The sequence below is a fragment of the Paraburkholderia sp. BL9I2N2 genome (genome assembly GCF_004339745.1).
Lineage (GTDB): Bacteria > Pseudomonadota > Gammaproteobacteria > Burkholderiales > Burkholderiaceae > Paraburkholderia.
The window spans coordinates 177,900-202,597 of record NZ_SMGP01000003.1; the positions used below are offsets into that span (position 1 = coordinate 177,900).

Genomic DNA, 24,698 nt, shown 5'->3' on the forward strand with positions numbered 1-24,698 from the left:
TCCAACAGTTTCAAATATCAATCAATCAGCCATTGAGGCTGTTTGCCGCGGTTCTGGCCACTTGCGAATCCTGATCCGGTTTGACACCGGACACGCCGACTGCACCCACAACTTTTCCGTCGACCACGACCGGGACGCCGCCCTCGAGCGTGCCGGCTAGCGGCGCGCTCAGGAACGCGGTGCGGCCGCCGTTGATCATGTCTTCGTACTGCTTCGATTCGCGTCGACCGAGCGCGGAGGTACGCGCCTTTTCGGTTGCGATGTAAGCGCCTATCGGCGCACAGCCGTCGAGGCGGAGCAGGGCCAGCAGATGACCCCCGTCATCCACGACCGCGATGGTGACTGCCCACTGGTTTTTTCTCTGCTTCCACGCGCGCGGCTTCCAGGATTCGCGTAGCTTCTACAACGGTCAACACGGGTTTGCTTTGCATGTAAGGGTTATCAAGTCAGTGTTTCGAAGTGAAGTGTCGCCACCGGCGCATGCCGGAGGCCGTGATACGTTTCGTGGCGAACAGGGCTATCCACCTAGCGCGCCCTGCGTGTTGACGTGCACCGCATAAATCGACTGCGACGACGCCATGAACAGCCGGTTACGCGCGCGTCCACCAAAGCACAAATTCGCGCAGCGCTCGGGCAGGGCGATCCGGCCAATCATCTTTCCCTGTGGCGAAATAACCATGACGCCATCGAGTTCGTCATTGCCCATGCCCCAGCCGCACCACAGATTGCCGTCGATGTCCGCGCGCATGCCGTCGATCGTGCCGGCGCCCGCGTCATAGAACATTCGGCCTTTACCGATTCCGCGGCCATCCGCGTCCACTTCGTAGACGTGGATCATCCGGTTGGGCACACCGCGCGATTCGATGATGTAGAGCAGTTTCTCGTCGGGTGAAAAGCACAGGCCGTTCGGTCCTTTCAAGTCGCGAGTGACTACGGACGCTTCGCCCGTCGCGCCATCAATTCGATATACGGAGTGGGGGAGTTCCTGCTCCGCCTTGATTCCTTCGTAGTGTCCGGAGATGCCCATCGGCGGATCCGTGAACCAGATAGAACCGTCCGACTTCACGACCAGGTCGTTGGGGGAATTAAGCGGCTTGCCTTCAAAGGAATCGAGAAGGACGGTGATGCTGCCGTCGTACTCAGTGCGTGTGACGCGGCGGCCGTGCTCGCACGTAACGAGCCGCCCCTGTCTGTCGCGGGTGTTGCCATTCGCGTAGTTGGAAGGTTTCCGGAACACGCTGACTACGCCCGTTTCCTCCTCCCATTTCAGCATCTGGTTGTTCGGAATGTCGCTCCAGAGCAGGTAACGTCCATCGCCGAACCATACCGGGCCTTCGGTCCACCGGTAACCGGTAGCCAGCCGTTCGACGGCCGAAAAGGCCACGCGGTATTTATCGAAGGAAGGGTCTAGCGAAATCACCCGCGGGTCGGGGTATCGCTCAGCTTGTTGCCACATCTCACTCTCCTGTTCAGGCCCCGGCATTTCCGCCTATTGCGGCGGCACGACCGCTAGTATAAAGGGAAATGAGTAAGCGCTTTCTCTTGAATTAGTCCATGAAGTGCCATAAGATGCCTGAAATTCTTGAGTCTAGAGCAGTGACGCATGGGCCGTAGCGGTTATGTAAGAAAGCGATTACTCGTTTCGTGCCTTTTGTGACCGCCTGGCGCAAATTTCTAGAAGGGCAATGCCTGATGACTGAGACGACGAGCAAGAACGTAACCGGGCCGGTGATTCGGTTGCATCCCGCTGACAATGTGGTCATTGCGCGCATCGACGTCGCAATCGGTACGCCGGTTCCAGCAGAAGATTTTGTTTGCCGCAGCCAGGTGGCCGCAGGTTATAAGATCGCGGCGACGTCCATCAAAAAGGGCGAACCGGTTCGCAAATACAACGTGGTGATCGGTTTCGCCGCGACGGATATTGCGCCAGGCACGATGGTCCATAGCCATAACGTCGAGTTCCGTGAGTTCGACCGGGACTATGCATTTGGCGCGGACTACCGGCCCGTCGAGATGGTGCCCGAAGCCGGGCGCGCCACGTTCCAGGGCATCGTGCGGGATAACGGCGAGGTTGCCACGCGCAATTACATCGGCGTGTTGTCGACAGTCAATTGTTCCGCCACGGTCGCGCACAGAATCGCCGAATGGTTCACGCCGGAACGCCTGGCGGACTACCCCAACGTAGATGGTGTGGTCGCGTTCACGCACTCGATCGGCTGCGGCATGGAAATGAGCGGTGAGCCGATGGCGCTGCTGCGCCGGACGATTGCGGGTTACGCGCGGCACCCCAATCTTGCCGCGGCGCTGATTGTCGGGCTGGGATGCGAGCGCAACCAACTGGCCGGACTGATGGATCAGGAAGGTCTGAAAGCTGATTCGCGGCTGCACACATTCATCATGCAGGAGAACGGCGGCACCCGTCGGACCATCGAGGCCGGCGTAGCTGCGGTCCGGGCGCTGTTGCCCGATGCCAATCGCGTGAAGCGCACGACGGTTCCTGCAAGTCATCTGAAAATCGGTCTGCAATGCGGCGGCTCGGACGGCTTTTCCTCGATCACCGCCAATCCTTCGCTCGGTGCGGCGATGGACTTGCTGGTCCGTCATGGCGGCACCGCCATCCTTTCCGAAACACCCGAAATCTACGGCGTGGAGCATACGCTCACGCGGCGTGCGGTCAGCCGCGAAGTCGGCGAGAAACTGGTTGAGCGCATCCGCTGGTGGAAAGACGAGTATTCGGTCGGTCGAGACGTTCAGATCAACGGCCAGGTCAGCCCCGGCAATCAGGTGGGCGGACTGGCGAACATCTTCGAAAAGTCGATCGGATCAGCGATGAAAGGCGGCACCGGCCCCCTCATGCAAGTGTATCGATACGCCGAGCTGGTGAAGCAATCTGGACTCGTATTCATGGACACTCCCGGCTTCGACCCCGTCTCCGCGACGGGTCAGATTGCGGGCGGCGCAAATCTTATTGCCTTCACGACAGGGCGCGGTTCGATGTTCGGCGCCAAGCCCGTGCCATCGCTGAAACTCGCCACCAATACGCCGATGTACACGCGTCTGACCGAAGACATGGATCTTAACTGCGGAGGGATTCTGGATGGCATCGCGTCGATCCACAGCACGGGCCAGAAAATCTTCGACGCTATTCTTGCCGCCGCGTCGGGCGAGCGCACAAAAAGCGAAGTGCTCGGACTGGGTGACCACGAATTCGTGCCGTGGCAGATAGGCATCATGAGTTGAGTGCGCCGTGGCTCAGCGCATTGCGAGGGCGAACGGCCATTTACACCTATAAGTAAAACCGTCGCCCGTAGGCAGTCGAACAAATGGCGGAGACAGCCTGTGAGTACTCAAACCCCGGCAATACAAATACCTGACAGCGCGACAAGCAACTCGATCTACACGCGAGTGACCTGGCGCTTCATGCCCTTGCTGTTCGTCTGTTACGTGGTGGCGTATCTGGATCGGGTCAACGTGGGCTTCGCCAAGCTCCAGATGCTCAGCGATCTGAACTTCAGCGAGGCGATGTATGGCTTCGGCGCGGGCATCTTTTTCATCGGGTATTTCTTCTTCGAGGTGCCGAGCAACTTGCTGCTGCACCGGCTCGGCGCGCGCCGCTGGATCGCCCGGATCATGCTCACGTGGGCCGTGCTCTCGGCCGCGACCGCGTGGGTCACCACGCCCACGATGTTCTACGTATTGCGTTTCTTTCTGGGTGTGGCCGAAGCGGGCTTTTTCCCGGGGCTGGTGCTATATCTCACCTACTGGTTTCCATCGCACCGGCGCGGCAAGATGATTGCTTTCCTGATGGCGGGCAATCCGGTGGCGGGCATTGTCGGCGGCCCCGATTTCCGGCTTCATCATGCAGCGCCTCGCGGGGCACGCGGGCCTTGCCGGCTGGCAGTGGCTGTTCATTCTGGAGGCCGCCCCCGCGCTGATTCTCGCAGCCGTCATTTTCTGGTTCCTCGATGATCGGGTGAAGGACGCAAAGTGGCTACCGGCTCAGGACCGCGACTTCATAGCGTCGGAAATCGATGCGGAAGCACGCACCAAAAGCCACGGCTCCGTGCGCGAGGTCTTCACGTCGCTCAAAGTCTGGACCTTGTGCACGATTCTCTTCGGTATCGTGATGGGCTCCTATGCAGTTGGCTTCTGGCAGCCAACCATCATAAAGAGTTCCGGAATTACGGACGCCTTCACCATCGGCCTGCTCACGGTCGTGCCTTATCTTGCCGCCCTGATTCTGATGATTGTGGTCGGCCGCCACGCGGACCGCACGCGTGAACGCCGCTGGCACGTCGTGTTGCCGCAATGCATGGCGGCCGCGGGGTTCGTGATGTGCGCCTACGCGGGCAACAATACGTATATTGCGTTGCTTGGCCTGACGCTTGCCGCTTCGGGCGTGATTACGGCCTTACCCATGTTCTGGGCCTTGCCCACTTCCTTCCTCGGCGGCACCGGTGCGGCGGCCGGCATTGCCTTGATCAATTCGACGGGCAATCTCGCAGGCTTCGTAAGCCCTGCGCTGGTGGGGTGGCTGAAGACGGTCACGCATTCTCTTGATTCGAGCCTGTTCCTGATTGCGGGGTCGCTGATTGTCTCCGCAGGTCTCATCTTGACGCAGCTTCCCGCCAGGCTTGTCAACAAGTAGTACCTCCATGGCACTCGAGAGAAGTGCCAGATAGCAACATTCGGTATCCTCAATTACATGGAATAGAGACAACATGAAGACTGGGAAGTATCGCTACGTTGTCGCCTTGCTGCTGTTTATCGCGGGCGCGATCAATTACATGGACCGCGCGGCGCTTGGCGTGGTCGCGCCTGTCCTGAACAAGGAGCTGAATCTTTCGCCGTCGCAACTCGGCGTAGTGTTCAGCAGTTTCTTCTTCGGCTATTCCATCTTCGCATTCGTCGGCGGACAACTCGCCGACAAGTATGGGCCGCGCCGGGTCTTCTCCTGGTCGATGGGGGCGTGGTCCATTCTCTGCGGGTTGACCGCGGCCGCGACTGGATTCGGCACGTTGCTGATCTCCCGGGCGCTGTTCGGCTTCGGCGAAGGTCCGATGAATTCGACGACCAACCGGACCATCACCAACTGGTTTCCCCGGCATGAAACCGCGACCATGGTCGGCTTTACGTTTTCAGGCCAGACGGTAGGCAGTGCGATCGCCGGGCCGGTGGTGGGACTGATTGCCATCGCCTACGGCTGGCGCACGTCGTTTGTGATCATCGCGGCGTTCGGGCTGGTGTGGATCGTCGCCTGGCGCATGTTCGCTACCGACAAGCCGGCGCAAAGCACGCGGGTCGGCGAGGCCGAACGCGAGATGGTCGAAGCGAGCCGCAGTGCGGCACATCCTGCGGAAGGCGGCGAAGAAAGCACGCCGCTGCGCAGCTACCTGTTTCGTCCGAGCACGCTCGCGCTTGGCGTCGGCCTGTTTGCGGTGAACTACACGCTGTTCGTGTTCATCTCTTGGATGCCGAGCTATTTCACCAACGCGCTGCATCTCGACATGAAGCAGATGAGCTTTCTGAGCGCAGTGCCATGGGCATGCGGCGGGATTGGATACTTCGGTGGCGGCCTGCTTGCCGACGCGTGCTTCAAGCGCATGAGCAACAAGCTGCTGGCGCGCAAGGTCTCGGCGATCGTGCCGCTCGCGCTGTCGGGTCTCGCCCTGGTGGGCGTCAGTATGGTCGATTCCGTGACGCCCGCAGTACTGCTTGTCGCGTTCGCCGTACTGTTTCTGACGGCTTCGTCGCAAGCGTGCTGGGCCACCATGCACGAGCTTGTGCCCGGCAGGCATCTTGGGGGCGTAAGCGGCTTTGTTCACCTGATGAGCAACATCTCGGGCATCGTCGGTCCGACCATGATGGGTTTGGCGGTCCAGTACCTGGGTGGTTACAGCAGCGGCTTCATGCTCGGCGCGGCGGTCGATCTGGTCGGCGTGCTGGCAATGCTGCTGGTCATCGGCCGGCGCGCGGCAGGCGAGACAGCCGGGCCGCATACCACCGCCGCATAAACGGTCCGTCCCGCCACGCAAGGAGCCGGGAGGCGCAGGCGGAGCCACCCGCCCGCGGCCGTACGCGTGGCCGCGCGAGTATCTCGTTTTTTTCGAGTCGATCTACTGCCATGAAACATGTCATTGTTGAATCCGAGCAAACCGATTATCAGACACGTTCGCGGATCGTTTCGGTGGAGGCGCGCACCATCCGCGTGCCGCTTGACCGCCACACTGCATTCTCGACCCGCCTCGTCACTGCCCGCGACTACACCGTAGTACGCGTCACGACAGCCGATGACCATCACGGCATCGGCTTTTGTTACAGCGGCACCCGCGCCGGCATGCTGGTCACGTATGCCGTGCGCGAACTGTTTGCGCCGCTGTTACGTGGGCGCTCCGCGCTCGACGTCGAAGGCTCGTGGTGCGCCATGTACGACGAGTCGCTGCTGCAAGGGCGTGCGGGCTCAGTCATGCGTGCGCTGTCCATCATCGACATCGCCTTGTGGGACCGCAATGCACGCGCTGCCGGCCTGCCGTTGAGCCGCTATCTCGGCGGCACATCCAGCGCCACCGTGCCGGCCTATGCCAGCGGTGGTTACTATCTGGAAGGCAAGACGCCGGAGCATCTCGGCGAGGAAATGGCCGGCTATGTGGCGCTGGGGTTTCGCGCGGTGAAGATGAAGGTAGGGCGGCTTGATCCGCGCAGCGAAGAAGCGCGGATCAGGGCCGCCCGCGAAGCGATCGGCGGCGACGTGCTGCTGATGCTCGATGCCAACAACGCATGGTCCGACGTTCCGACCGCGCTCGAATACATGCGCCGGTACGAGCCGTTCAACCCGTACTGGATCGAAGAGCCGTTCAGTCCCGACGACATCGAGAGTCATGCGCAACTGAGCCGACGCACGCCGGTGACCGTTGCGACCGGCGAGATAGAAGCGGGGCGTTGGCGGCATCAGGAGCTGCTCGACAAGCGGGCGGCCATGATCCTTCAGTCGGACGCGGCGGTATGCGGCGGGATCAGCGAATGGCGGCGGATTGCGGCGTCGGCCGCGGCCGTGGGTGTGACGATGTGTCCGCACTGGTTCCACGATCTGCACGTGCATCTGGTGGCGTCGACGCCCAATGCGCGCTATGTCGAATTTTTTCCTGACGATCAGGTGCTGAATTTCCGTCGGCTGGTGGACACGCAGCTGTCGTTCGCAGACGGCAACCTGACCGTGCCGACTCGTCCAGGCCTCGGATTCGACTTCGATGAAGCCGCGCTGAACGAATACGCGCTAGACGATTGGGCCTGAAGCGGAAGCCATGGATAGCTGGAAAACACCACCGGTTGCGCATGCAACCGGCGGGTGTTTCTTCAGGGCATCAGGCGGTGACTTCGACCCCTGGCATCGAGAAGCCGATTTCGCGGAGTGCGGCGGCGAGCGCATCGCATTGCACTGGTGTCAGATCGACGAGAGGCGGGCGGACGACGCCCCAGTCGGCATCGTTGGAATACACGCCGATCGCTGCCTTGAGTGCGGGAATCATCGGGAATTTGGCGAACACCGCACGCGTGGCATCCAGTGCTGCCTGACGGGCATCGGCGTCGGCCGATTGCCAATGACGATACAACTGCACGATAGCCGCCGGATTGACGTTTCCGGTTGCCGTGATGCAGCCAACGCCGCCCGCCCGCATGGTGGCCAGCAGGAAGGTCTCGCTGCCGGCGAACACATCGAAGCCATGCGGCTGGAAGCGCTCGAGCATGGCCTGCGTGTTGCCCCAGTCGCCCGAACTGTCCTTCACGCCGGCGATCACGCCCGGGAAAGCAGCGAGCAGCCGCTCGATGAGCGCGAGGCTGAGGGGCACCTGGGAGACGGGCGGGATGTGATACAGATAAATGCGCAGTGCGTCGGAACCCACGCGTTCGATGATCTGCGCATAGCTGCGGAACAGGCCTTCGTCGGTGACGCCCTTGTAGAAGAACGGCGGCAGCGTCAGCACATGATTCACCCCTAGCGAAAGCGCATGGCGTGTTAGTTCGACCGTGTCGGTGAGGGCCGAGCAGCCTGTGCCCGGCATCAGACGATCGAGCGGAATATCTGCGCCAACCAACGTTTCGAGCAGCTTCATTTTCTCGCTGACGGCGAGCGAATTCGCTTCCGAGTTGGTCCCGAAAACAGCGAGTCCGACGTCCTGCTCGATCAGCCATCGGCAATGACGGACATAGCGGTCGTGATCCGGAAGAAGGTCTCTTGTGAACGGCGTGACCACGGGCGAGTAAACGCCGCGGGGTCGGTTGACTGAAGTCATCGCGTGTTCCTTTTGATTGAAGTGAGCGTGTTTCGCGCCATTCAGCCCGGGATCTGTTGCGCAGACGAGCGGGCGTGGAGCGCTTCGGGATTGACACAGGTCGACGAGAGTTGGCCGTCGAGTGCGTCGATGAGATTGCGTACCGCGCGCATGGCCATGTTTTCGCGCGTCTGTTGCGTAGCGGAACCGATATGCGGCACCGCTACCACGTTCGGCAACTGGAGCAGCGGCGAGTCCGGCGACACCGGTTCGCGTTCGAACACATCGAGACCGGCGCCGCGAATGCGGCCTTCACGAAGATGTTCGATGAGGGCGACTTCGTCGACGACCTGGCCGCGAGCGCAGTTGATGAGGATCGCCGACGGCTTCATGGTCCCGAGCTCGGCGCTGCCGATCAGCCGCTCGGTGGCGGGCGATAGCGGCACAAGCACGCAAACGAAGTCCGCAGTCGCGAGCAATTCGGGAAGCGGCCGCCATTGCGCGCCGTAGCGCTCCTCCGCTTCCGGGTTGCGGGAGCGATTGGAATAGATCACGTCCATGCCGAAGCCGAGGGCGGCGCGCTTGGCGACCGCGCTGCCAATGCGCCCAAGCCCGACGATTCCCAGCGTTTTGTGGTGCACGTCGACACCGAATTGCGCCTCGCCGACAGTACGCGTCCATTGGCCGCGCCGTGTCCAATCGGCAAGTTCCGAAATGCGCCGGGCGGTTGCGAGGATCAGGCTGAATACGAGATCGGCGGTGGTTTCGGTGACTTCTTCCGGTGTATTCGTCAGTACGATGCCGCGGCGTGAGAGTTCGGGGACATCGAACGCATCGAAGCCGGCCGAAATCGTGGACGCGACCTCGAGTAGAGGCGCCGCATCGAGGATCTCCGGCGTTATCTTGAGATTGTTGCCGACCATTGCGTGAGCCGCGCTCAAGGCATGCCTGAACGGCGCGAGGTCGCCGGATGAAACGTCGACCAGCTCGACGGAGCAGTGCTCACGAAGGAGCCCCAGCACGGCAGGAGGCAACGAACGATAGGCCACGACATGCTTCATGAAGACCTCGGCGGAAGGCTGTTGAAGAGTGGATATGCGGCACCGACCGCAACAGAAAAGAATCGCTTGCGGAGAGACTATAAGTATCGGTAACATTCCCGTCAAGATTATTGATAATCTCATCGACGATTCAGGAGCGACAATGAGCGAAAAGAAAAGCGGCTTGCGGCAGGGGCTGACGAACTACGGCGATGAAGGTTTCTCGCTATTTCTGCGCAAGGCGTTCATCAAGGGGGCGGGCTATACGGACGACGCGCTGTCGCGTCCCATCGTGGCCATCGCGAACACCGGCAGTGCCTACAACCCGTGCCATGGCAACGCGCCGCAGTTGATCGAGGCGGTAAAACGCGGCGTGATGCTGGCTGGCGGCCTGCCTGTCGAATTCCCGACGATTTCGATCGCCGAGAGCTTTTCGCATCCGACCAGCATGTACCTTCGCAATCTGATGTCGATGGACACGGAGGAGATGATCCGGGCCCAGCCGATGGACGCGGTGGTGCTGATCGGCGGCTGCGACAAAACCGTACCGGCCCAGTTGATGGGCGCGGCGGCGGCGGGCGTTCCCGCCATTCAGCTGGTGACGGGCGCCATGCTCACGGGCTCGCATCGCGGCGAACGGGTGGGGGCATGTACGGACTGCCGTCGCTTCTGGGCGAGTTTTCGCGGCGACCAGATCGACGAAGCCGAGATCGAAGCCGTCAACAACCAACTCGTCGCAACGGTGGGGACCTGTTCGGTGATGGGAACGGCAAGCACCATGGCCTGCATCGCGGAAGCCTTGGGCATGATGCTGCCGGGTGGCGCGTCCGCGCCTGCCGTGACCGCCGATCGCATCCGCATTGCGGAGCGCACCGGCGCGCAGGCGGTGGCGATGATCGGGCGAGACCTGAGTCCGGCGGCCATCCTGACGCCCAAGGCGATCGAAAACGCATTGCGGGTGTTGCTCGCAATCGGCGGCTCGACCAACGGCATCATTCACCTCACGGCCATTGCGGGCCGGCTCGGGATTCGCATCGACCTTGAGCAACTCGACCGGATGGCGCGCGAGACGCCCGTCCTCGTCGATTTGAAACCGTCCGGACAGCACTACATGGAAGACCTGCATCGTGCCGGCGGGCTGACCACGGTGATGCGCGAGATGAAGGGCCTGCTGCATCTCGACGCGCTCACTGTGACCGGCCGTACGCTCGGCGAGGAGCTGGATGCCGCCCCGGCGAGCTTCCCGCAGGAAGTCGTCCGTCCGTTTGGCCGCCCCATCTTTCCGCAAGGCGGAATTGCGGTGCTGCGTGGCAACCTGGCGCCGGGCGGCGCGATCATCAAGCAGTCAGCGGCAAGCGCCAGCCTGATGGAGCATGAAGGGCGGGCCGTCGTCTTCGAAGACGCGGAGGATCTGGCTCGCCGTATCGACGACCCGGAACTGGACGTGGAAGCACATGACGTACTCGTGCTCAAGCGGATCGGTCCGGTCGGTGCACCCGGGATGCCGGAAGCCGGCTACATTCCGATCCCGCGCAAGCTCGGCCGCCAGGGTGTCAAAGACATGGTGCGTATTTCGGATGGCCGCATGAGCGGCACGGCGTCCGGCACAGTGGTGCTGCACGTCACACCTGAAGCGGCCATCGGCGGTCCTCTCGCGGTCGTACGAACTGGCGACCGCATTCGCCTGAGCGTGGCAGAACGGTCTATCGAACTTGCCCTCAGTGACGAGGAAATCGCGGCTCGTCTCGCCGCGTTGCCGGCGCGCCAGGCCGACCCCGATGAGCGTGGTTATCGCAAACTCTTTCTGACCACGATCACTCAGGCCGACGAGGGCTGCGACTTTGACTTTCTGCAAGCTACCCGGATTACCGCGACCGTTCCCGGCAACGGAAACAAGGGTTAAAGATCATATTTTCGTATAGGCTCGCGGCTTAGATCATTTTGCGGATCCTTTCTATGAGCAACGCTGCCAAGCCCAAACGCTCCGCTGCACCCACTGCGAAGACGGTCGAACGTGACCGCAACATCGACGAGACGCTGCGCAGCGTCTCAGACGAGCTCGAAGAGCAGATCGTCCTTGGCGTTCTGCATCCGCGCGAACGGCTCGTCGAAGACGATCTGTGCGAGCGCTTCAGCCTGAAGCGCCACGTCGCCCGTCTGGTGCTGGCGGAGGTGGAGCGGCGCGGCCTGGTGGAGCGCCGCAAGAATGTAGGTGCGCTGGTCAAGTCGTTTACACCGCGCGAGGTCATTGAACTGTATGCGCTACGCGAATTGCTGGAAGCAGACGCGGCGCGACGCATCGTTTTTCCGGTCAGCAGCGAGGCGCTCGATGCGCTGACGGCAATTCAGGCAGAGCACGACGAAGCGGCCCTCGCCGGCGACCTGCGACGCGTCTTCCGCGCGAACATGGCGTTTCACCATGCGTTCTTTGCGTTGTCGGAAAGCCAGGTTCTAACCGAGGCGATTCGCGAGTATGAACGCCGCACGCATGCGATCCGTTCAGTATCCATCGTGTTTCCCCAGTATCTGGAGAAGGCTCGTGCCGAGCATCACCAGATGATCGAGGCGCTCCGGAGCGGCGACCGGGAATCGTTGATCAAGTTATGCCGGGACCACCTGGTGCCATCGCGCGATGCGTATCTCGAAGCGCATCATCGCCGCTCGGCTGGCTACGCCGTACAGAAAGGCGAAACCGATTAGCTGTTTTTTTACCTGAATCACGGAGAGGGTATCAATGACTCGAGTACTGATCACCGGCGCGGCCGGTCACATTGGGCGCGTGCTCCGCGCCGGTTTCCAGGGCCACTATGCGCTGCGCCTCGCCGATATTGCGCCGCAGGCCGAGGCACAGGCAGGCGAGGAAATCGTGACGGCGAACATCACGCGCCTGGAGGATCTTCTGCCAGCCATGGAGGGCGTCGACGTCGTCGTGCATCTCGCCGGCATCCCCGACGAGGATCGCTGGGAGCGCATCCGCGATATGAACATCGAGGGTTGCTATAACGTGTTCGAAGCGGCGCGGCAAGCAGGCGTCAAGCGCGTGGTGTTCGCGAGTTCAAACCATGCAGTGGGTTTTCATCGTCGCGACCGGATGATCGACAACAGCGTCGAGCCGCGTCCTGATAGCCGTTACGGCATCTCGAAGGTGTTCGGCGAGGCGCTTGGCCGGATGTACGCCGACAAGCACGGCATGTCGGTTGCGTGCATCCGTATCGGCTCGTTTCGCCCGGACAACAGGCCGACCGTACCGCGCCACCTCTTCACATGGATCAGCCATCGCGACATGGTGCAGGTGACGCGCCGCTGTATCGACTATCCGGACTTCCACTTCGCGGTCGTGTACGGCGTCTCCAATAACGCGCGCAATCGCTGGGACAATGCCAACGTGCGCTATCTCGGGTACGTGCCGGAAGATGATGCCGAACTCTACGCGGCTGAGATCGCGGCAACGGGAAAGACGGAAGATGCGCGTGAAGCGCTGTTTCATGGCGGCCCCGGCTGTCTCGTCGAATTCGACGGCGATCCGCTCCTGATCGATTGAGGGCGGCGGTCTATCGTCGGAACGATTGCACCGCGTTAAAGCAGGTACTCGTGGATCAGCTTCCTTCATGAGCCTGCGACAGGAAGCAGTTGGACGTTGAGCCTGTGCGTCCACACTCGAGTCCCGCTGCGAAAGTGCGCCTCGGTTCGCACCGGTCGCACTTGTTCGCAGGGGAGATCTTCAGGCGACTTCCCGCGCCCCGTTCATCCGACCAGCGGGCCCACCTCGAAACTGAAGTTTGCAACGCCATCCACTCCACCTGCGACCTTGTCGCCTGGGCGTAGTGCGCCGACGCCGGCGGGTGTTCCGCTGAAGATCAGGTCTCCCGGCTTCACGGTCACGGCCTGAGACACGTAACTGATGATGTCCGCGACAGGCCAGATCATTTCGCTGAGATCGCCTTGCTGACGGACTTCTCCGTTCACGGACAACCATATGCGGCCACTGGATGGATGCCCCGCCTCGGACGTCGGTTTGATCTCGCTCACTGGCGCAGACGCGTCGAAGCCTTTCGCCCAGTCCCACGGGCGGCTCAGTTTCTTCGCCGTCGCCTGAAGATCCCGGCGTGTCAGATCGACACCGACTCCATAGCCCCAGACAAAATCGAGTGCGTCTTCGCGGGCGATGATCTTTCCTTCCTTGCCGATCGCAATGACGAGTTCAATCTCGTGGTGCAAGTCGGAGGTCAGGGGCGGATACGGAAGGACGCCGGTCGCTGGCACGACTGCATCGGCAGGCTTGGAAAAAAAGAACGGCGGGTCCCGGTCCGGGTTGGCGCCCATTTCACGCGCATGCTCTGCGTAGTTGCGTCCGACACAGAACACGCGGCGCACGGGAAATCGGCTCGTCGAACCGCTGACAGCAACGGAGGTGATCGTGGGTGGTGTCACCGAGTATTCGGTCATGGTAAGCCTCGCAAGTAGTATTAGCCTACCTACGATATCGCCCTGCGAACCTGCCGAGCAGGACAAATCCGCTGAACACCAGGACGATCTTACGGTGCTTCCTTGCGCGCGGTTGCCCCGCCGTTTCGTTGACCCGCACTCCGGTGCATGTCGCGAAAGTCGCTCGGAGACTGACCGACCGACTGACGAAACCGCCTCGAAAAATAGGCCTCGTCTCGATAGCCGACCAGAAACGCGATGTCCTTGATGCGCCGGTTGTCGTTTGCCAGCAGTTCCTTTGCGCGTGCGATGCGTCGCTCGGTCACCCACTCGACAAACGTCCGGCCCGTCTCTTTCTTGATCAGATGCGCAAGATAGTTCGGCGATAGAAACGCAGCGGCGGCGGCAGAGGTCAGAGACAGCGCGTTGCTCGCAAGATGGGCATCGACATGACGGTCCACACGGACCAGAGCATCTCGTCGGCCGAGTCTCTGGACGTTACGCGAGGAAAGCCGAAGTAGCTGATCCGCGTGTCGCTGGCATACGATCCCAATCAACTGGAGAAGGTATCCGCGCAGGAGGGCGCTCGCACCAAAGCGCCGTGTCTCATTGACCTCCAGCATACGTGACAGAACCGGCTCGATTTCGGCGAGATCGGCGTCCGCCAGAATGAAGTCGATGTACTCCTGAAGCCTGAACGGCGCGAGTTCGGGTGCCTGCGTAATCGACACATCCTCGAGGTCCAGGGGACCCGCGACTCCGTCCGTATTGGCGCGTAGAAACGCTTGCGTAAAGTTGATGACAATGAAGCGCGAATGCGCGGGGTGCGGTATCAGATGCAAGCGATGCGGCAGGATAAAGGCGACCGCACCCGCAGGAAAAGGTCGGCGTACTCCGCCGATGTGCTGTTCGGTATCGCCGCCGAGGTTGATCTGAATCTGAAAATATTCGTGCTTGTGCGGCTCTTCAATTGCGGGGCGTGAGGCTTGGTCGCGTATGTAGAAATCGAGGCGATCGCTTCGCTCAGGCATCGCGTAAGTGCGTGATGCCGCCGCCCGTGAAGCCTTCATGGCTGCATGCTCCAATTGATTCAGGGTACTGTATCAGACCATATGTCGTCGTGTGCAGACGCACCGCTGTGAAGCGGTGGGCGCAGGCCGCTCAGTCGTTGTGCAGCGTGTCGATAATCGCCTGCGTGATGCCGCGCCGGTCATACGACGCGCGCTGGATCATGCCGACCGTGCGCAGCACCGGCGAATTCGAAATCGGCAGCACGCGTAGTAAGGGATCGTTTTGCCAGTTGCCGCGATGCAGAAGCGGCAGCACCGCGACGCCGACATTTTCGCGCACCAGCGCGACGATTGTCTCGATCGAGTTGAGTTCGAGGTATTCGTTGACCGTCAGGCCGACTGTCTGCAGTGCATGCTCGACGACGCGCCCGGTGCGCACCCGCCGGTCGAAGCGCAGAAAGGGGTGGCTGCGCAGAATTCGCCGCGGGTCGTTGTCACCGATTTCGCGGCTGACCACCAGCATCAGTGGCTCCGTGTATAGCGTCGTCCACTTCAGCGTGTCAGGCAGCGTCATGTCGGCACGCGCGACGACCGCCGCGATATCGACCTCACCCGCCTCGACCATCCGCGCCAGTTCGTCGGAGCGCGACGACAGCAGCCGCACATCCAGTTGCGGATGCGCGGCCTTCAATCGCGCGATGACCAGCGAGAGCGCGCCGATCACCGACACCACCGCGCCGATGGTCACCGGCCCGACCATCGAGTCCGCCGGCGTCGCTTCGAGTTCGTCCAGGAGGTCGAAAATCTGCTCGACCTTCGGCCAGATATCTTGTCCGTGGCGGCTCAGCGCGATCTGCCGACCGCTGCGGTCGAACAACTGGCGGCCGAGCGCCTGTTCGAGCCCGCGCATCTGCAAGCTGACCGCCGCCTGGGTCAGCGCGACGCTCCTGGCCGCTGCCGCGAATGATCCGGTGCGCGCGATGGCCCGAAAGGTTCTCAACATGCGCAGGGTCGGCATCGCTCATCCCCAAGAAAAAGTTAAGTATCAGTAAGAAATATTAATATTTTCTGTCGTGAAGCGCACCACATAATCGCCGCGAGGACAGCCTTGAACAGGACTACCAGCTCGATATGGAGTTTCCCAGCATGACCGATGCCGCCCGCCGACCGGTTCTGGAGGTGCGCGGCTTTTCGTTGAAGTTCTCGCGCGCTGCCGAGGTACCGAACCTCGTCCACGACGTGTCGTTCTCAGTCGGCACTGGCGAGACACTATGCATCGTCGGTGAATCGGGTTGTGGCAAGAGCGTGACGTCGCTCGCGCTGATGGGTCTGCTCGCGAGCCCGCCTGCACAACGCGTCGCCGGCACCGCGCATTTCGAAGGCAAGGACCTGTTCTCGCTAACCGAGCGCGAACTGGCTGATATTCGCGGCAACCGGCTGTCGATGATCTTTCAGGAGCCGATGACGTCGCTGAACCCGGCGTTCACGGTCGGCGACCAGATCGCCGAAAGCATCCGGCGACATCGCGATGTCGAGCGCGGGCAGGCGCGCGAGCAGGCGCTCGAAATGCTGCGGCTCGTGCGGATCCCGGCGCCGGAAACCCGGCTCGATGCGTACCCGCATCAGCTCTCCGGCGGTATGCGCCAACGCGTGATGATTGCGATGGCGCTCGCGAACCGCCCGCGCCTGTTGATCGCCGACGAGCCGACGACCGCACTCGACGTGACGATCCAGGCGCAGGTGCTGGCGCTCGTGAAAAATCTGCAAGCCGAGACCGGCACCGCGATGGTGTTGATCACGCACGATCTTGGCGTCGTCGCTGAAGTCGCCGACCACGTCGCGGTGATGTACGCGGGCCGCATCGTTGAATACGGCACCGTTGCCGATCTGTTCGACGACCCGCAGCATCCCTACACGATCGGCCTGATGGGCGCGATTCCGTCGGTCGGTAAGCGCGAAGGCGCGCTCGCGACGATCCGCGGTTCGGTGCCGTCGCCCGAGTTGATGCCGAACGGCTGTCGCTTCGCGCCGCGCTGCCCCTTCGCCGAGCAACGCTGCATCGACGCCGCGCCGCCCGACAAGATGATAGCCGGTGTGCATCGCGTCGCGTGCTGGCTCGCTCCGGTCGAACAGGTTGCCGCGCCGCTGTTGCGCAAGGAAATTGCATGACGACGCCCAATACACCGACGCCGCTCGCACACCCGGCCTCGAATTCGCAGACGCCGATCATCGAGGCGCGCGCGCTGACGAAGCATTTTGGCGGTACGCGGCATCTCTTCACACGCTCGCCAACCGTCTATGCAGTCAACGACGTGTCGTTTGCGGTCGACCCCGGCGAGACGTTCGCGATCGTCGGCGAATCGGGCTGTGGTAAGTCCACACTGGGCCGCCTGCTGCTCCGTTTGATCGACTCGACGGACGGCCGCGTCTTCTATCAAGGCAACGACATCACGCATCAGCAAGGCGCGCCGCTGCGGCGGCTGCGCCGCGAAATGCAGATCATCTTTCAGGATCCATTCGCGTCGCTGAATCCGGGCATGACGATCGGCCAGATCGTCGGCGAGCCGATCGCGCTGCACGGGCTCGCGCGCAACGGCGCCGAGCATCGCGAGCGCGTCGCGCAACTGCTGCGCACGGTTGGCCTGCAACCCGCCTACGCGGACCGTTTCCCGCACGAATTCTCCGGCGGCCAGCGACAACGAATCGGGATTGCGCGCGCATTGGCCGGCGAGCCGAAGCTGATCGTCGGCGACGAGCCGGTATCGGCGCTCGACGTCTCGGTGCAGGCGCAGGTGATCAATCTTCTCGAAACACTGAAACAGGATCTCGGCCTCACGCTGATCATGGTCGCGCACGACCTCGCGGTGATCCGCCACATGAGCGACCGCGTCGCCGTGATGTACCTCGGCGAGATCGTCGAACTGGCTGAAGTCGATGCACTGTTCGACGCGCCCTTGCATCCGTACACGCAAGCGCTGCTGCGCGCGATTCCGGTGAGCAGCCCGCACGAGCGGCGTGCAAAGCCTGCGTTGTCCGGCGATCTGCCGAGTCCGACCGCGCCGCCTTCCGGTTGCCGTTTCCATACGCGCTGTCCGCATGCGAAGCCGCACTGCGCGCAAGCGCGGCCGATCAGCGAACGGCTCGATGACGGACGGCAGGTCGCATGCCACTTCTGGCGCGAGATCCAGAACGCCGGCGGCGGCGCACCGCTGGCCACGAGCGTCAGCCCGAAATTGATCGAGCGGCTCGCGATCTACCGCGACCGCCAGGCGACGCTCGCCGCTGGCGGCGGCGATTGAGCCGGTGGTCGAGATGAAAATCGGGTGAAGAATCGAGCTGCCGCCGCTGTGCTGCCCGCTCACCAAACCGTTTGTGAATTGGAAAACAAAGGGAAGTCCTCATGCGAAGAATATTGATTGCCGCGGCGCTCGCACTCAGCGCTACCGGCGCGATGGCCCAGACCAGCCAGACGATACGGATCGGCTTGCAGGACGACATCGGTTCGCTCGACCCCGCACGCAGCGTGCAGCTCGTCGACCGGATCGTATTTGCGTCGCTGTGCAACGCGCTGGTCGATATCACGCCCGACCTGAAGATCGTGCCGATGCTCGCGACGTCGTGGACGACGAGCGCCGACGGCAAGACGCTCACGTTCAAGCTGCGGCAAGGGGTGAAGTTCCAGGACGACGAGCCGTTCAATGCGGCCGCCGTCAAGGCGAACCTGGACCGCGACCGTACGTTGCCGACGAGCAACCGCAAGAGCGAACTTGCGTCGGTCGATCACGTCGACGTGATCGACGACTACACGGTCGCAATCGTGCTGAAGCAGCCAGACGCCGCGCTGCTCGCGACGCTGACCGACCGCGCCGGCATGATGCTCGCGCCTAAGACGCTGGCCGATCCGGCGGGCGTCGCCGCGCATCCTGTGTGTTCGGGCCCGTACAAGTTCGTTCAGCGCGTGCAGAACGATCGCGTCGTGCTAGAGAAATTCCCGGGCTACTGGGACGCGGACAAATACCCGGTCCAGCGCGTGATCTTCCTGCCGATTCCGGACAGCACCGTGCGCCTCGCAAACCTGCGTTCGGGTTCGCTCGACATGCTTGAGCGCCTCGCGCCGTCCGATGTCGCGTCGGTCAAGAGCGACGCGAGCTACAAGTTCGCGCCGGTCAGCGGCTTCGGCTATTACTACGTGACGTTCAACATCGGCAACGGCAAGCGCAGCAACGCGCTGCTGAAAGACAAGCGCGTGCGGCAGGCGTTCGAACTCGCGATCGACCGTGACGCGATCAACCAGGTGATCGGCGCGGGCATCTTCGCGCCGGCGAATCAGGCGGTGCCGAAGTCGAGCCCCTACTACAACGCGTCGCTGCCGATGACGCATCGCGACGTCGCGAAGGCGAAGGCGTTGCTGAAGGCGGCGGGCCACGAGCACGTCGACATGGAGTTCACTTACCCCAACAACACGGTGTCGAGCCAGATCGTGCAGATGATGCAGGCGATGGTCGGCGAAGCCGGCTTTAACCTGAAGCTGCGGCCGACCGACTATGCGACCGAGCTCAATGCCGCGCACAGTGGCGACTTCGAGGCGATGTACCTCGGCTGGTCGGGCCGTGTTGATCCGGACGGCAACCTGCATCAGTTCAACACGTGCGCCGGCAACCTCAATTACGCGCATTACTGCAACCCCGAAGTCGACCAGCTGCTCGACGCGGCGCGCGTGAAGCTGACCGCCGCGGACCGCAAAACACAGTACGACGCGGCGTCCAGGCTGCTCGCCGACGACGATCCGATCATCTACGTCTACAGCCAGCCGTGGCCGTTCGAACTGTCGAAGAAGGTGCAAGGCTTCACGCCCTATCCCGACGGCCTGATCCGCCTACGCGGCGTCAGTGTCAAGGGCTGAGCGATCATGCTGCAGATCATTGCGAATCGCGTGCTGGTCGCCATTCCGACGCTGATTCTCGTGTCGATGCTGATCTTTGGCCTGCAGAAGCTGCTGCCCGGCGATCCGGTGATGGCCATGGCCGGGGAAGATCAGGATCCACAGTTGATCGCGTCGTTGCGCGTCAAGTACCACCTCGACGAACCGGTGCCGACGCAATACGCACTGTGGGTTCGTGACGTCGTGCATGGCGATCTCGGCGCGTCGCTGCGCACCGACGTGCCGGTGACGTCGCTGATCGCGCAGAAGCTGCCGGTCACACTGCAGCTCGCGGCGATGGCGATGATCTTCGCGATCGGTATCGGCATTCCGGCCGGCGTCATCTCCGCCGCAAGCCGCGGCGGCGCGCTCGATTACGGTGCGAACATCTTCGCGCTGTCCGGCATGTCGATCCCGAACTTCTGGCTCGGGATCATGCTGATCTTCATCGTCTCGGTGCGCTGGCACCTGCTGCCGTCGTCCGGCTACGTGTCGCCGGCCGAAGACTTCTGGCTCAGCATCAAGACCATGTTGATGCCCGCGTTCGTGCTCGGCGCCTCGCTCGGCGCGCAATTGATGCGCCACACGCGCAGCGCGATGCTGAGCGTGCTGCGCACCGACTATATTCGGACCGCGCGTGCCAAGGGGCTGCTGCGCGGCACCGTCGTCGTCAAGCACGCTTTTCGCAACGCGCTGGTTCCTATTGTCACGGTGCTCGCGCTGCTGTTCGGCGAACTGCTCGCGGGTGCGGTGCTGACCGAGCAGGTTTTCACGATCCCCGGCTTCGGCAAGCTCATTGTCGATGCCGTGTTCAATCGCGACTACGCGGTCGTGCAGGGTGTCGTGCTCGTCACCGCGCTGTGCTTCATCGTCGTGAACCTGTGCGCCGACGTGCTGTACGTCCTCCTCAATCCCCGACTGAGACGCAGCTGATGGCTACTTCCGCCAACCCCGTTCACGCGTCGGCCGCTGCGTCGCAGACGACCGCACTGCCGCGCCGCAAGCGTCGTGGAATCGCCAAGTTCATGCGCAATCGCGCCGCCGTGTTCGGCGCGGCGCTCGTGCTGCTCATCGTCCTGATGGCGGTATTCGCGCCGTGGCTGTCGCATTACGACCCGGTGCAGGCGAGCTTCATGACCGTGCGGCAGGCGCCTTCTGCCGTGCACTGGTTCGGCACCGACGAACTCGGCCGCGACGTGCTGAGCCGTCTGCTGTGGGGCGCGCGCGCGTCGCTGCTGGCGGGCGTCGTGTCGGTCGGCATTGCGGTCGTGATCGGCGTGCCGCTCGGCTTGCTGGCCGGCTATTTCGGCAAGCTCGTCGACGGAGTGATCTCGCGAATCGCCGATGCGTTGCTGTCGATTCCGTTCCTGATCCTCGCCATCGCGCTCGCCGCGTTTCTCGGACCGAGCCTGACCAACGCAATGGCCGCGATCGGCATCTCCGCGATGCCGCGCTTCGTCCGGCTGACGCGCGGCCAGGCGATCACCGTGAAGGCCGAGGAATACGTCGAAGGCGCGCGGGCAATCGGCCTCGGCCACGCGCGGATCATCGTGCGGTACATCCTGCCGAACGTGCTACCGCCGATCATCGTGCAGGCAAGCCTGACGATCGCGACCGCGATCATCGCCGAAGCGAGCCTGTCGTTTCTCGGGCTCGGCCAGCTGCCGCCGGCGCCGTCGTGGGGTTCGATGCTCAACACCGCGAAGGATTTTGTCAGTCAGGCGCCGTGGATGTCGATTTTCCCGGGCATCGCGATCTTTCTGGCCGTGCTCGGTTTCAACCTGCTCGGCGACGGCCTGCGCGATGCGCTCGATCCGCGCGAGTCGTAACCCGAGTCCGTCACCGCCTCAATGGGCCGACGGCCCCCTCATTACTCTCGTTTGAGTTTTTCAATGACACGTTTCAATTGGCAAAACCCGTATCCAACACCCCGTTTGCCGGTGTTCGCGCGCAACATCGTTTCGACGTCCCACCCGCTTGCCGCACAAGCCGGCTTGCGGATGTTGTGGAAAGGCGGCAACGCCGTCGATGCGGCGATTGCCGCGGCGGCGGCGATCACGGTCGTCGAGCCGGTTTCGTGCGGCCTCGGCAGTGACGCGTTCGCGCTCGTCTGGGACGGCGCGAAGCTGCATGGGCTGAACGCGTCGGGCGTGTCGCCCGCCGCGTGGAATGTCGATTACTTCAAGCGTAAGTACGGTGAGGAAAACGGTCTCGCGAAGCAGCCCAAGCGCGGCTGGGATGCGGTGACGGTGCCGGGTGTAATCGCCGGCTGGGAGGCGCTGCATCAGAAGTTCGGCACGCTGCCGTTTGCCGACCTGATGGAGCCGGCGATCGAAATCGCCGAGCGCGGCCATGCGGTGGCGAGCGTCGTTGCGTACAAGTGGGCGGCCGCTGTGCCGGAACTGAAGGACCAGCCGGGCTTCGCCGAGACGTTCATGCCGCGTGGCCGCGCGCCGGAAGTGAGTGAACTGGTGCGCTTCCCCGGGCACGCGAAGACGCTGCGCAAGCTGGCCGAACAGGGCCCCCGCGCGTACTACGAAGGCGAGATCGCCGAACAGATCGCCGCGTTTTCGCGCCAGGGCGGCGGCGCGCTCACGATGGACGATCTGCGTAACTACCGCGCGGATTGGGTCGAGCCGATCAGCAAGGACTATCGCGGCCACACGGTGCACGAAATTCCGCCGAACGGCCAGGGCATTGCCGCACTGATCGCGCTCGGCATTCTCGAACAGTTCGACGTGGGCGCGCTGCGGGTTGACGGCATCGAATCGCAGCACCTGCAGATCGAAGCGATGAAGCTCGCGTTCGCCGACGTCTACCAGTACGTCGCCGATCCGCGCTCGATGGAGGTCACGCCCGAACAGATGCTCGACGACGCATACCTGAAGTCGCGCGCGAAGCTGATCGACCCGAAGCGTGCCACGCAGTTCGATTTCGGCATGCCGAAGGCGGGCGGCACGATCTACATGTCGGTGGCTGACGAGCGCGGCATGATGGTGAGCTTCATTCAGTCGAACTACATGGGCTTCGGCTCGGGCATCGTCGTGCCGGACGCCGGTATTTCGCTGCAGAACCGCGGCTACGGGTTCTCGATGGATCCGAAGTCGGCGAACGTGGTCGAGGGCGGCAAGCGACCGTTCCATACGATCATCCCTGCTTTCCTGACCCAGCAGGTCGACGGCCGCCAGGAAGCGGTGATGAGCTTCGGCGTGATGGGCGGCGACATGCAGCCGCAAGGACATCTGCAATCGATCGTGCGCATGCTCGACTACGGCCAGCAGCCGCAGGCCGCATGCGACGCGCCGCGCTGGAAGGTTAATCGCGACTTCACGGTTGACGTCGAAGCGACGCTCGATGAGGACACGGTGCGAGCCCTCGAGGGTCTCGGCCATACGATCAAGTCGATCGAGGATCCGTATATGGACTTCGGCTCGGGCCAGTACATCTGGAAGCTCGATCGCAACGACCCGGAGCGCGGTTATGTCGCCGCGAGCGACACCCGGCGCGACGGGCTGGCCGCCGGGTTCTGATCCTGGCAGCCGTGCCGTACAAGATGCCTGAGCCTCGCAGGTGGCGACCCGCCCCTTGCGAGGCTCGGGCTCAACGATGCCACGCACCTGTGTACGATGTGAATGGGCCGGACAGTCGGGCGATCTCAGGCTCAGCGTCAGGCGCGATCATCAGTGGTTCAGACAGAAACACGCGCTCGCGGCTTCGGCAGGCGACAGGCCACTGTGGAAGTAAGCCTGCAATCGCCGCACGATAGCATCGTCCGGCTCCCAGGGCACGCGAATGAAGCCTTCTCCGACGGCTTCTTCGTACACGGCGTTTGCCCATGCGCACAGGTCGAGTTCGAACGAAAAAGGCAGTGCTATCTGGTTGGACTGGATGAACATGACAACCTCCACAACATCGAACATGTGCGTGGTCAAATCACGCAGATGCGAAGAACGGCGGTGGATAGATACGACATTTCCTCGTTTCAACGATTTGGACGCGCGGTGGTCTTGATCATTGCGACAAGCAAAGCGGCCACGACGACGAGGAAGCCGGACATGTAGATAAGCACGACGGTCATCATCGGTTGCTCCTCCTTCAGATATGCCGCAAGTGCGGCGGCCACCACCGGCTGACAGCATGGGCCGCGATGCGCGCAGCAGATCCACGGCAAAGGCCGCGAGACAAACCGTGAGCGTCAATCGTCGAGAAACCGGATTTAAGTTCGCGTATTGATCGAACGAACTGGTGATAAACAAGACTGACCATGCCAGGTGTATCGTGCTTGCACACTGGCCTTGAAAACAATGTACAGGTGCGAGCCACACGAAACCATTCTACGAACGGTTCGAACGCCGGTGCATGTAGATAGGAATCTCATACCCGCGTATAACTCGCGTGATGGCTGAAGGCGAAGAAAATCGCCCTGACGAAGCAGGGGAACTGAAGCTATGAGCGACCGGATTGCGTGGCCCGGCGCGACGGCAATCTCCTGACGAACTGCGAACGCGCTATGGCCGACCCAGCGCAAGATTGAGCAATCGCTCGACAGTGATGGCGTCAACGGGCTTCTCGAGGAAAGGGGGCGCACCTCTGGCCTGGATTTTGGCCTCAACGGCGTCAGTCGGGAATCCCGAGGTGAAAATGATCGGAATGGCGTACCCGAGGGCCAGAAGATGGTCGTGCAGTTCGATTCCGGACAAGCCCGGCATCCGTATATCCGAAATCAGGAATGACGTTTCGCCGATTGACCCCGAATCCAGAAATTCTTCCGCCGATGCAAACACTCGCGCCTGCCACCCTAGCGAACGAACCAGACTCGCGGTCGCCACCCGGGCACCCTCATCGTCGTCGACGATGGAAACAATTTGAGAAGACACAAGCGACGGGCCTCGACACACTGAAAGCGGAGCGTGCCAGACGAAATCGTCTGGCACGCGACTCAAATCAATCGTAGCTCGGAAGGCGCAGCACGGAAATGATACGAATGTATAAACGGGTCATAAGCGTAGCGTCGATCCGGATGCGTCTCGAT

Annotated in this window: 20 protein-coding genes and 2 pseudogenes; 13 read left to right on the forward strand and 9 right to left on the reverse strand. The window is 62.3% G+C overall.

The genetic code is table 11. The features are described from left to right. Positions 1–25: 25 nt before the first annotated feature. Together B0G74_RS31515 and B0G74_RS31520 are read right to left on the reverse strand one after the other, a co-directional pair. Positions 26–431, reverse strand: a pseudogene (locus B0G74_RS31515) (heme-binding protein). 86 nt (positions 432–517) lie between these two features. Further along, positions 518–1,456: an SMP-30/gluconolactonase/LRE family protein gene (locus tag B0G74_RS31520; protein WP_132379775.1), complete on the reverse strand. Its 939-nt coding sequence runs from the start codon at positions 1,454–1,456 to the stop codon at positions 518–520. Between the two features lie 236 nt (positions 1,457–1,692). Between B0G74_RS31520 and B0G74_RS31525 the strand changes: the two genes are divergently transcribed. The 4 genes and pseudogenes from B0G74_RS31525 (at position 1,693) to B0G74_RS31540 (ending at position 7,291) form a co-directional block, all read left to right on the forward strand. Continuing rightward, positions 1,693–3,240 (forward strand): altronate dehydratase family protein, encoded by a 1,548-nt coding sequence (locus tag B0G74_RS31525; RefSeq protein WP_132379777.1) that lies wholly within the window; start codon positions 1,693–1,695, stop codon positions 3,238–3,240. A 180-nt stretch (positions 3,241–3,420) separates the two neighbouring features. Further along, positions 3,421–4,648 (forward strand): annotated as a pseudogene (locus tag B0G74_RS31530) (MFS transporter). Between the two features lie 73 nt (positions 4,649–4,721). After that, complete coding sequence (locus tag B0G74_RS31535; RefSeq protein WP_132379779.1) at positions 4,722–6,014, forward strand: MFS transporter; 1,293 nt, start codon at positions 4,722–4,724, stop codon at positions 6,012–6,014. Between the two features lie 110 nt (positions 6,015–6,124). Beyond that, on the forward strand, positions 6,125–7,291 hold the full coding sequence (locus tag B0G74_RS31540) for a mandelate racemase/muconate lactonizing enzyme family protein (RefSeq protein WP_132379781.1): 1,167 nt from the start codon (positions 6,125–6,127) through the stop codon (positions 7,289–7,291). 70 nt (positions 7,292–7,361) lie between these two features. On the opposite strand, the gene B0G74_RS31545 is transcribed toward B0G74_RS31540, so the two are convergent. Together B0G74_RS31545 and B0G74_RS31550 are read right to left on the reverse strand one after the other, a co-directional pair. Further along, positions 7,362–8,291: a dihydrodipicolinate synthase family protein gene (locus tag B0G74_RS31545; RefSeq protein ID WP_132379783.1), complete on the reverse strand. Its 930-nt coding sequence runs from the start codon at positions 8,289–8,291 to the stop codon at positions 7,362–7,364. Positions 8,292–8,332: 41 nt separating this feature from the next. Continuing rightward, entirely contained in the window at positions 8,333–9,331 is a 999-nt protein-coding gene (locus B0G74_RS31550; protein ID WP_132379785.1) for a D-glycerate dehydrogenase, read from the reverse strand. 142 nt (positions 9,332–9,473) lie between these two features. Here B0G74_RS31550 and B0G74_RS31555 point away from each other — a divergent pair, with 142 nt between their 5' ends. The 3 genes from B0G74_RS31555 to B0G74_RS31565 are packed head-to-tail and all read left to right on the forward strand — an operon-like array spanning position 9,474 to position 12,851. Then, on the forward strand, positions 9,474–11,213 hold the full coding sequence (locus B0G74_RS31555) for an IlvD/Edd family dehydratase (RefSeq protein ID WP_132379787.1): 1,740 nt from the start codon (positions 9,474–9,476) through the stop codon (positions 11,211–11,213). Between the two features lie 53 nt (positions 11,214–11,266). Beyond that, the gene (locus tag B0G74_RS31560) at positions 11,267–12,010 is read left to right on the forward strand and encodes a GntR family transcriptional regulator (RefSeq protein WP_132379789.1); all 744 of its coding nucleotides are present in this window, start codon (positions 11,267–11,269) and stop codon (positions 12,008–12,010) included. A 34-nt stretch (positions 12,011–12,044) separates the two neighbouring features. After that, on the forward strand, positions 12,045–12,851 hold the full coding sequence (locus B0G74_RS31565) for an NAD(P)-dependent oxidoreductase (protein WP_132379791.1): 807 nt from the start codon (positions 12,045–12,047) through the stop codon (positions 12,849–12,851). Positions 12,852–13,054: 203 nt separating this feature from the next. Here B0G74_RS31565 and B0G74_RS31570 read toward each other — a convergent pair whose 3' ends face one another. The 3 genes from B0G74_RS31570 to B0G74_RS31580 form a co-directional block, all read right to left on the reverse strand. Next, positions 13,055–13,756 carry a fumarylacetoacetate hydrolase family protein gene (locus tag B0G74_RS31570; protein WP_132379793.1) on the reverse strand — a complete coding sequence of 234 codons (702 nt, stop codon included), beginning with the start codon at positions 13,754–13,756 and terminating at the stop codon, positions 13,055–13,057. Positions 13,757–13,845: 89 nt separating this feature from the next. Further along, entirely contained in the window at positions 13,846–14,766 is a 921-nt protein-coding gene (locus B0G74_RS31575) for a helix-turn-helix domain-containing protein (protein WP_132379795.1), read from the reverse strand. Between the two features lie 130 nt (positions 14,767–14,896). Further along, positions 14,897–15,763: a LysR substrate-binding domain-containing protein gene (locus B0G74_RS31580; RefSeq protein WP_132379797.1), complete on the reverse strand. Its 867-nt coding sequence runs from the start codon at positions 15,761–15,763 to the stop codon at positions 14,897–14,899. A gap of 128 nt (positions 15,764–15,891) precedes the next feature. On the opposite strand from B0G74_RS31580, the gene B0G74_RS31585 reads away from it, so the two are divergent. The 6 genes from B0G74_RS31585 to B0G74_RS31610 all read left to right on the forward strand — a co-directional run bounded on the left by B0G74_RS31585 (position 15,892) and on the right by B0G74_RS31610 (position 23,196). Beyond that, positions 15,892–16,914 (forward strand): ABC transporter ATP-binding protein, encoded by a 1,023-nt coding sequence (locus B0G74_RS31585; RefSeq protein ID WP_132379799.1) that lies wholly within the window; start codon positions 15,892–15,894, stop codon positions 16,912–16,914. Beyond that, positions 16,911–18,044, forward strand: coding sequence for an oligopeptide/dipeptide ABC transporter ATP-binding protein (locus B0G74_RS31590; protein ID WP_132379801.1), 1,134 nt, complete (start codon positions 16,911–16,913; stop codon positions 18,042–18,044). The genes B0G74_RS31585 and B0G74_RS31590 overlap by 4 nt, the downstream gene beginning before the upstream one ends. A gap of 101 nt (positions 18,045–18,145) precedes the next feature. After that, positions 18,146–19,648, forward strand: coding sequence for an ABC transporter substrate-binding protein (locus B0G74_RS31595; RefSeq protein ID WP_132379803.1), 1,503 nt, complete (start codon positions 18,146–18,148; stop codon positions 19,646–19,648). Between the two features lie 6 nt (positions 19,649–19,654). Further along, on the forward strand, positions 19,655–20,599 hold the full coding sequence (locus B0G74_RS31600) for an ABC transporter permease (protein WP_132379805.1): 945 nt from the start codon (positions 19,655–19,657) through the stop codon (positions 20,597–20,599). Then, the gene (locus tag B0G74_RS31605; RefSeq protein ID WP_132379807.1) at positions 20,599–21,495 is read left to right on the forward strand and encodes an ABC transporter permease; all 897 of its coding nucleotides are present in this window, start codon (positions 20,599–20,601) and stop codon (positions 21,493–21,495) included. Before B0G74_RS31600 ends, B0G74_RS31605 begins: the two co-directional genes overlap by 1 nt. A gap of 63 nt (positions 21,496–21,558) precedes the next feature. After that, positions 21,559–23,196 (forward strand): gamma-glutamyltransferase family protein, encoded by a 1,638-nt coding sequence (locus B0G74_RS31610; protein ID WP_132379809.1) that lies wholly within the window; start codon positions 21,559–21,561, stop codon positions 23,194–23,196. Positions 23,197–23,346: 150 nt separating this feature from the next. Here B0G74_RS31610 and B0G74_RS46890 read toward each other — a convergent pair whose 3' ends face one another. Together B0G74_RS46890 and B0G74_RS31620 are read right to left on the reverse strand one after the other, a co-directional pair. Next, on the reverse strand, positions 23,347–23,922 hold the full coding sequence (locus tag B0G74_RS46890) for a hypothetical protein (protein ID WP_243658402.1): 576 nt from the start codon (positions 23,920–23,922) through the stop codon (positions 23,347–23,349). A gap of 252 nt (positions 23,923–24,174) precedes the next feature. After that, positions 24,175–24,543: a response regulator gene (locus B0G74_RS31620; RefSeq protein ID WP_132379811.1), complete on the reverse strand. Its 369-nt coding sequence runs from the start codon at positions 24,541–24,543 to the stop codon at positions 24,175–24,177. Positions 24,544–24,698 lie beyond the last annotated feature (155 nt).

Bases quoted from the DNA above. Each gene is read 5' to 3' on its own strand.
- B0G74_RS31520 (WP_132379775.1), bottom strand. From the start codon at position 1,456: ATGTGGCAACAAGCTGAGCGATACCCCGACCCGCGGGTGATTTCGCTA.
- B0G74_RS31525 (WP_132379777.1), top strand. From the start codon at position 1,693: ATGACTGAGACGACGAGCAAGAACGTAACCGGGCCGGTGATTCGGTTG.
- B0G74_RS31535 (WP_132379779.1), top strand. From the start codon at position 4,722: ATGAAGACTGGGAAGTATCGCTACGTTGTCGCCTTGCTGCTGTTTATC.
- B0G74_RS31540 (WP_132379781.1), top strand. From the start codon at position 6,125: ATGAAACATGTCATTGTTGAATCCGAGCAAACCGATTATCAGACACGT.
- B0G74_RS31545 (WP_132379783.1), bottom strand. From the start codon at position 8,291: ATGACTTCAGTCAACCGACCCCGCGGCGTTTACTCGCCCGTGGTCACG.
- B0G74_RS31550 (WP_132379785.1), bottom strand. From the start codon at position 9,331: ATGAAGCATGTCGTGGCCTATCGTTCGTTGCCTCCTGCCGTGCTGGGG.
- B0G74_RS31555 (WP_132379787.1), top strand. From the start codon at position 9,474: ATGAGCGAAAAGAAAAGCGGCTTGCGGCAGGGGCTGACGAACTACGGC.
- B0G74_RS31560 (WP_132379789.1), top strand. From the start codon at position 11,267: ATGAGCAACGCTGCCAAGCCCAAACGCTCCGCTGCACCCACTGCGAAG.
- B0G74_RS31565 (WP_132379791.1), top strand. From the start codon at position 12,045: ATGACTCGAGTACTGATCACCGGCGCGGCCGGTCACATTGGGCGCGTG.
- B0G74_RS31570 (WP_132379793.1), bottom strand. From the start codon at position 13,756: ATGACCGAATACTCGGTGACACCACCCACGATCACCTCCGTTGCTGTC.
- B0G74_RS31575 (WP_132379795.1), bottom strand. From the start codon at position 14,766: ATGCCTGAGCGAAGCGATCGCCTCGATTTCTACATACGCGACCAAGCC.
- B0G74_RS31580 (WP_132379797.1), bottom strand. From the start codon at position 15,763: ATGCCGACCCTGCGCATGTTGAGAACCTTTCGGGCCATCGCGCGCACC.
- B0G74_RS31585 (WP_132379799.1), top strand. From the start codon at position 15,892: ATGACCGATGCCGCCCGCCGACCGGTTCTGGAGGTGCGCGGCTTTTCG.
- B0G74_RS31590 (WP_132379801.1), top strand. From the start codon at position 16,911: ATGACGACGCCCAATACACCGACGCCGCTCGCACACCCGGCCTCGAAT.
- B0G74_RS31595 (WP_132379803.1), top strand. From the start codon at position 18,146: ATGCGAAGAATATTGATTGCCGCGGCGCTCGCACTCAGCGCTACCGGC.
- B0G74_RS31600 (WP_132379805.1), top strand. From the start codon at position 19,655: ATGCTGCAGATCATTGCGAATCGCGTGCTGGTCGCCATTCCGACGCTG.
- B0G74_RS31605 (WP_132379807.1), top strand. From the start codon at position 20,599: ATGGCTACTTCCGCCAACCCCGTTCACGCGTCGGCCGCTGCGTCGCAG.
- B0G74_RS31610 (WP_132379809.1), top strand. From the start codon at position 21,559: ATGACACGTTTCAATTGGCAAAACCCGTATCCAACACCCCGTTTGCCG.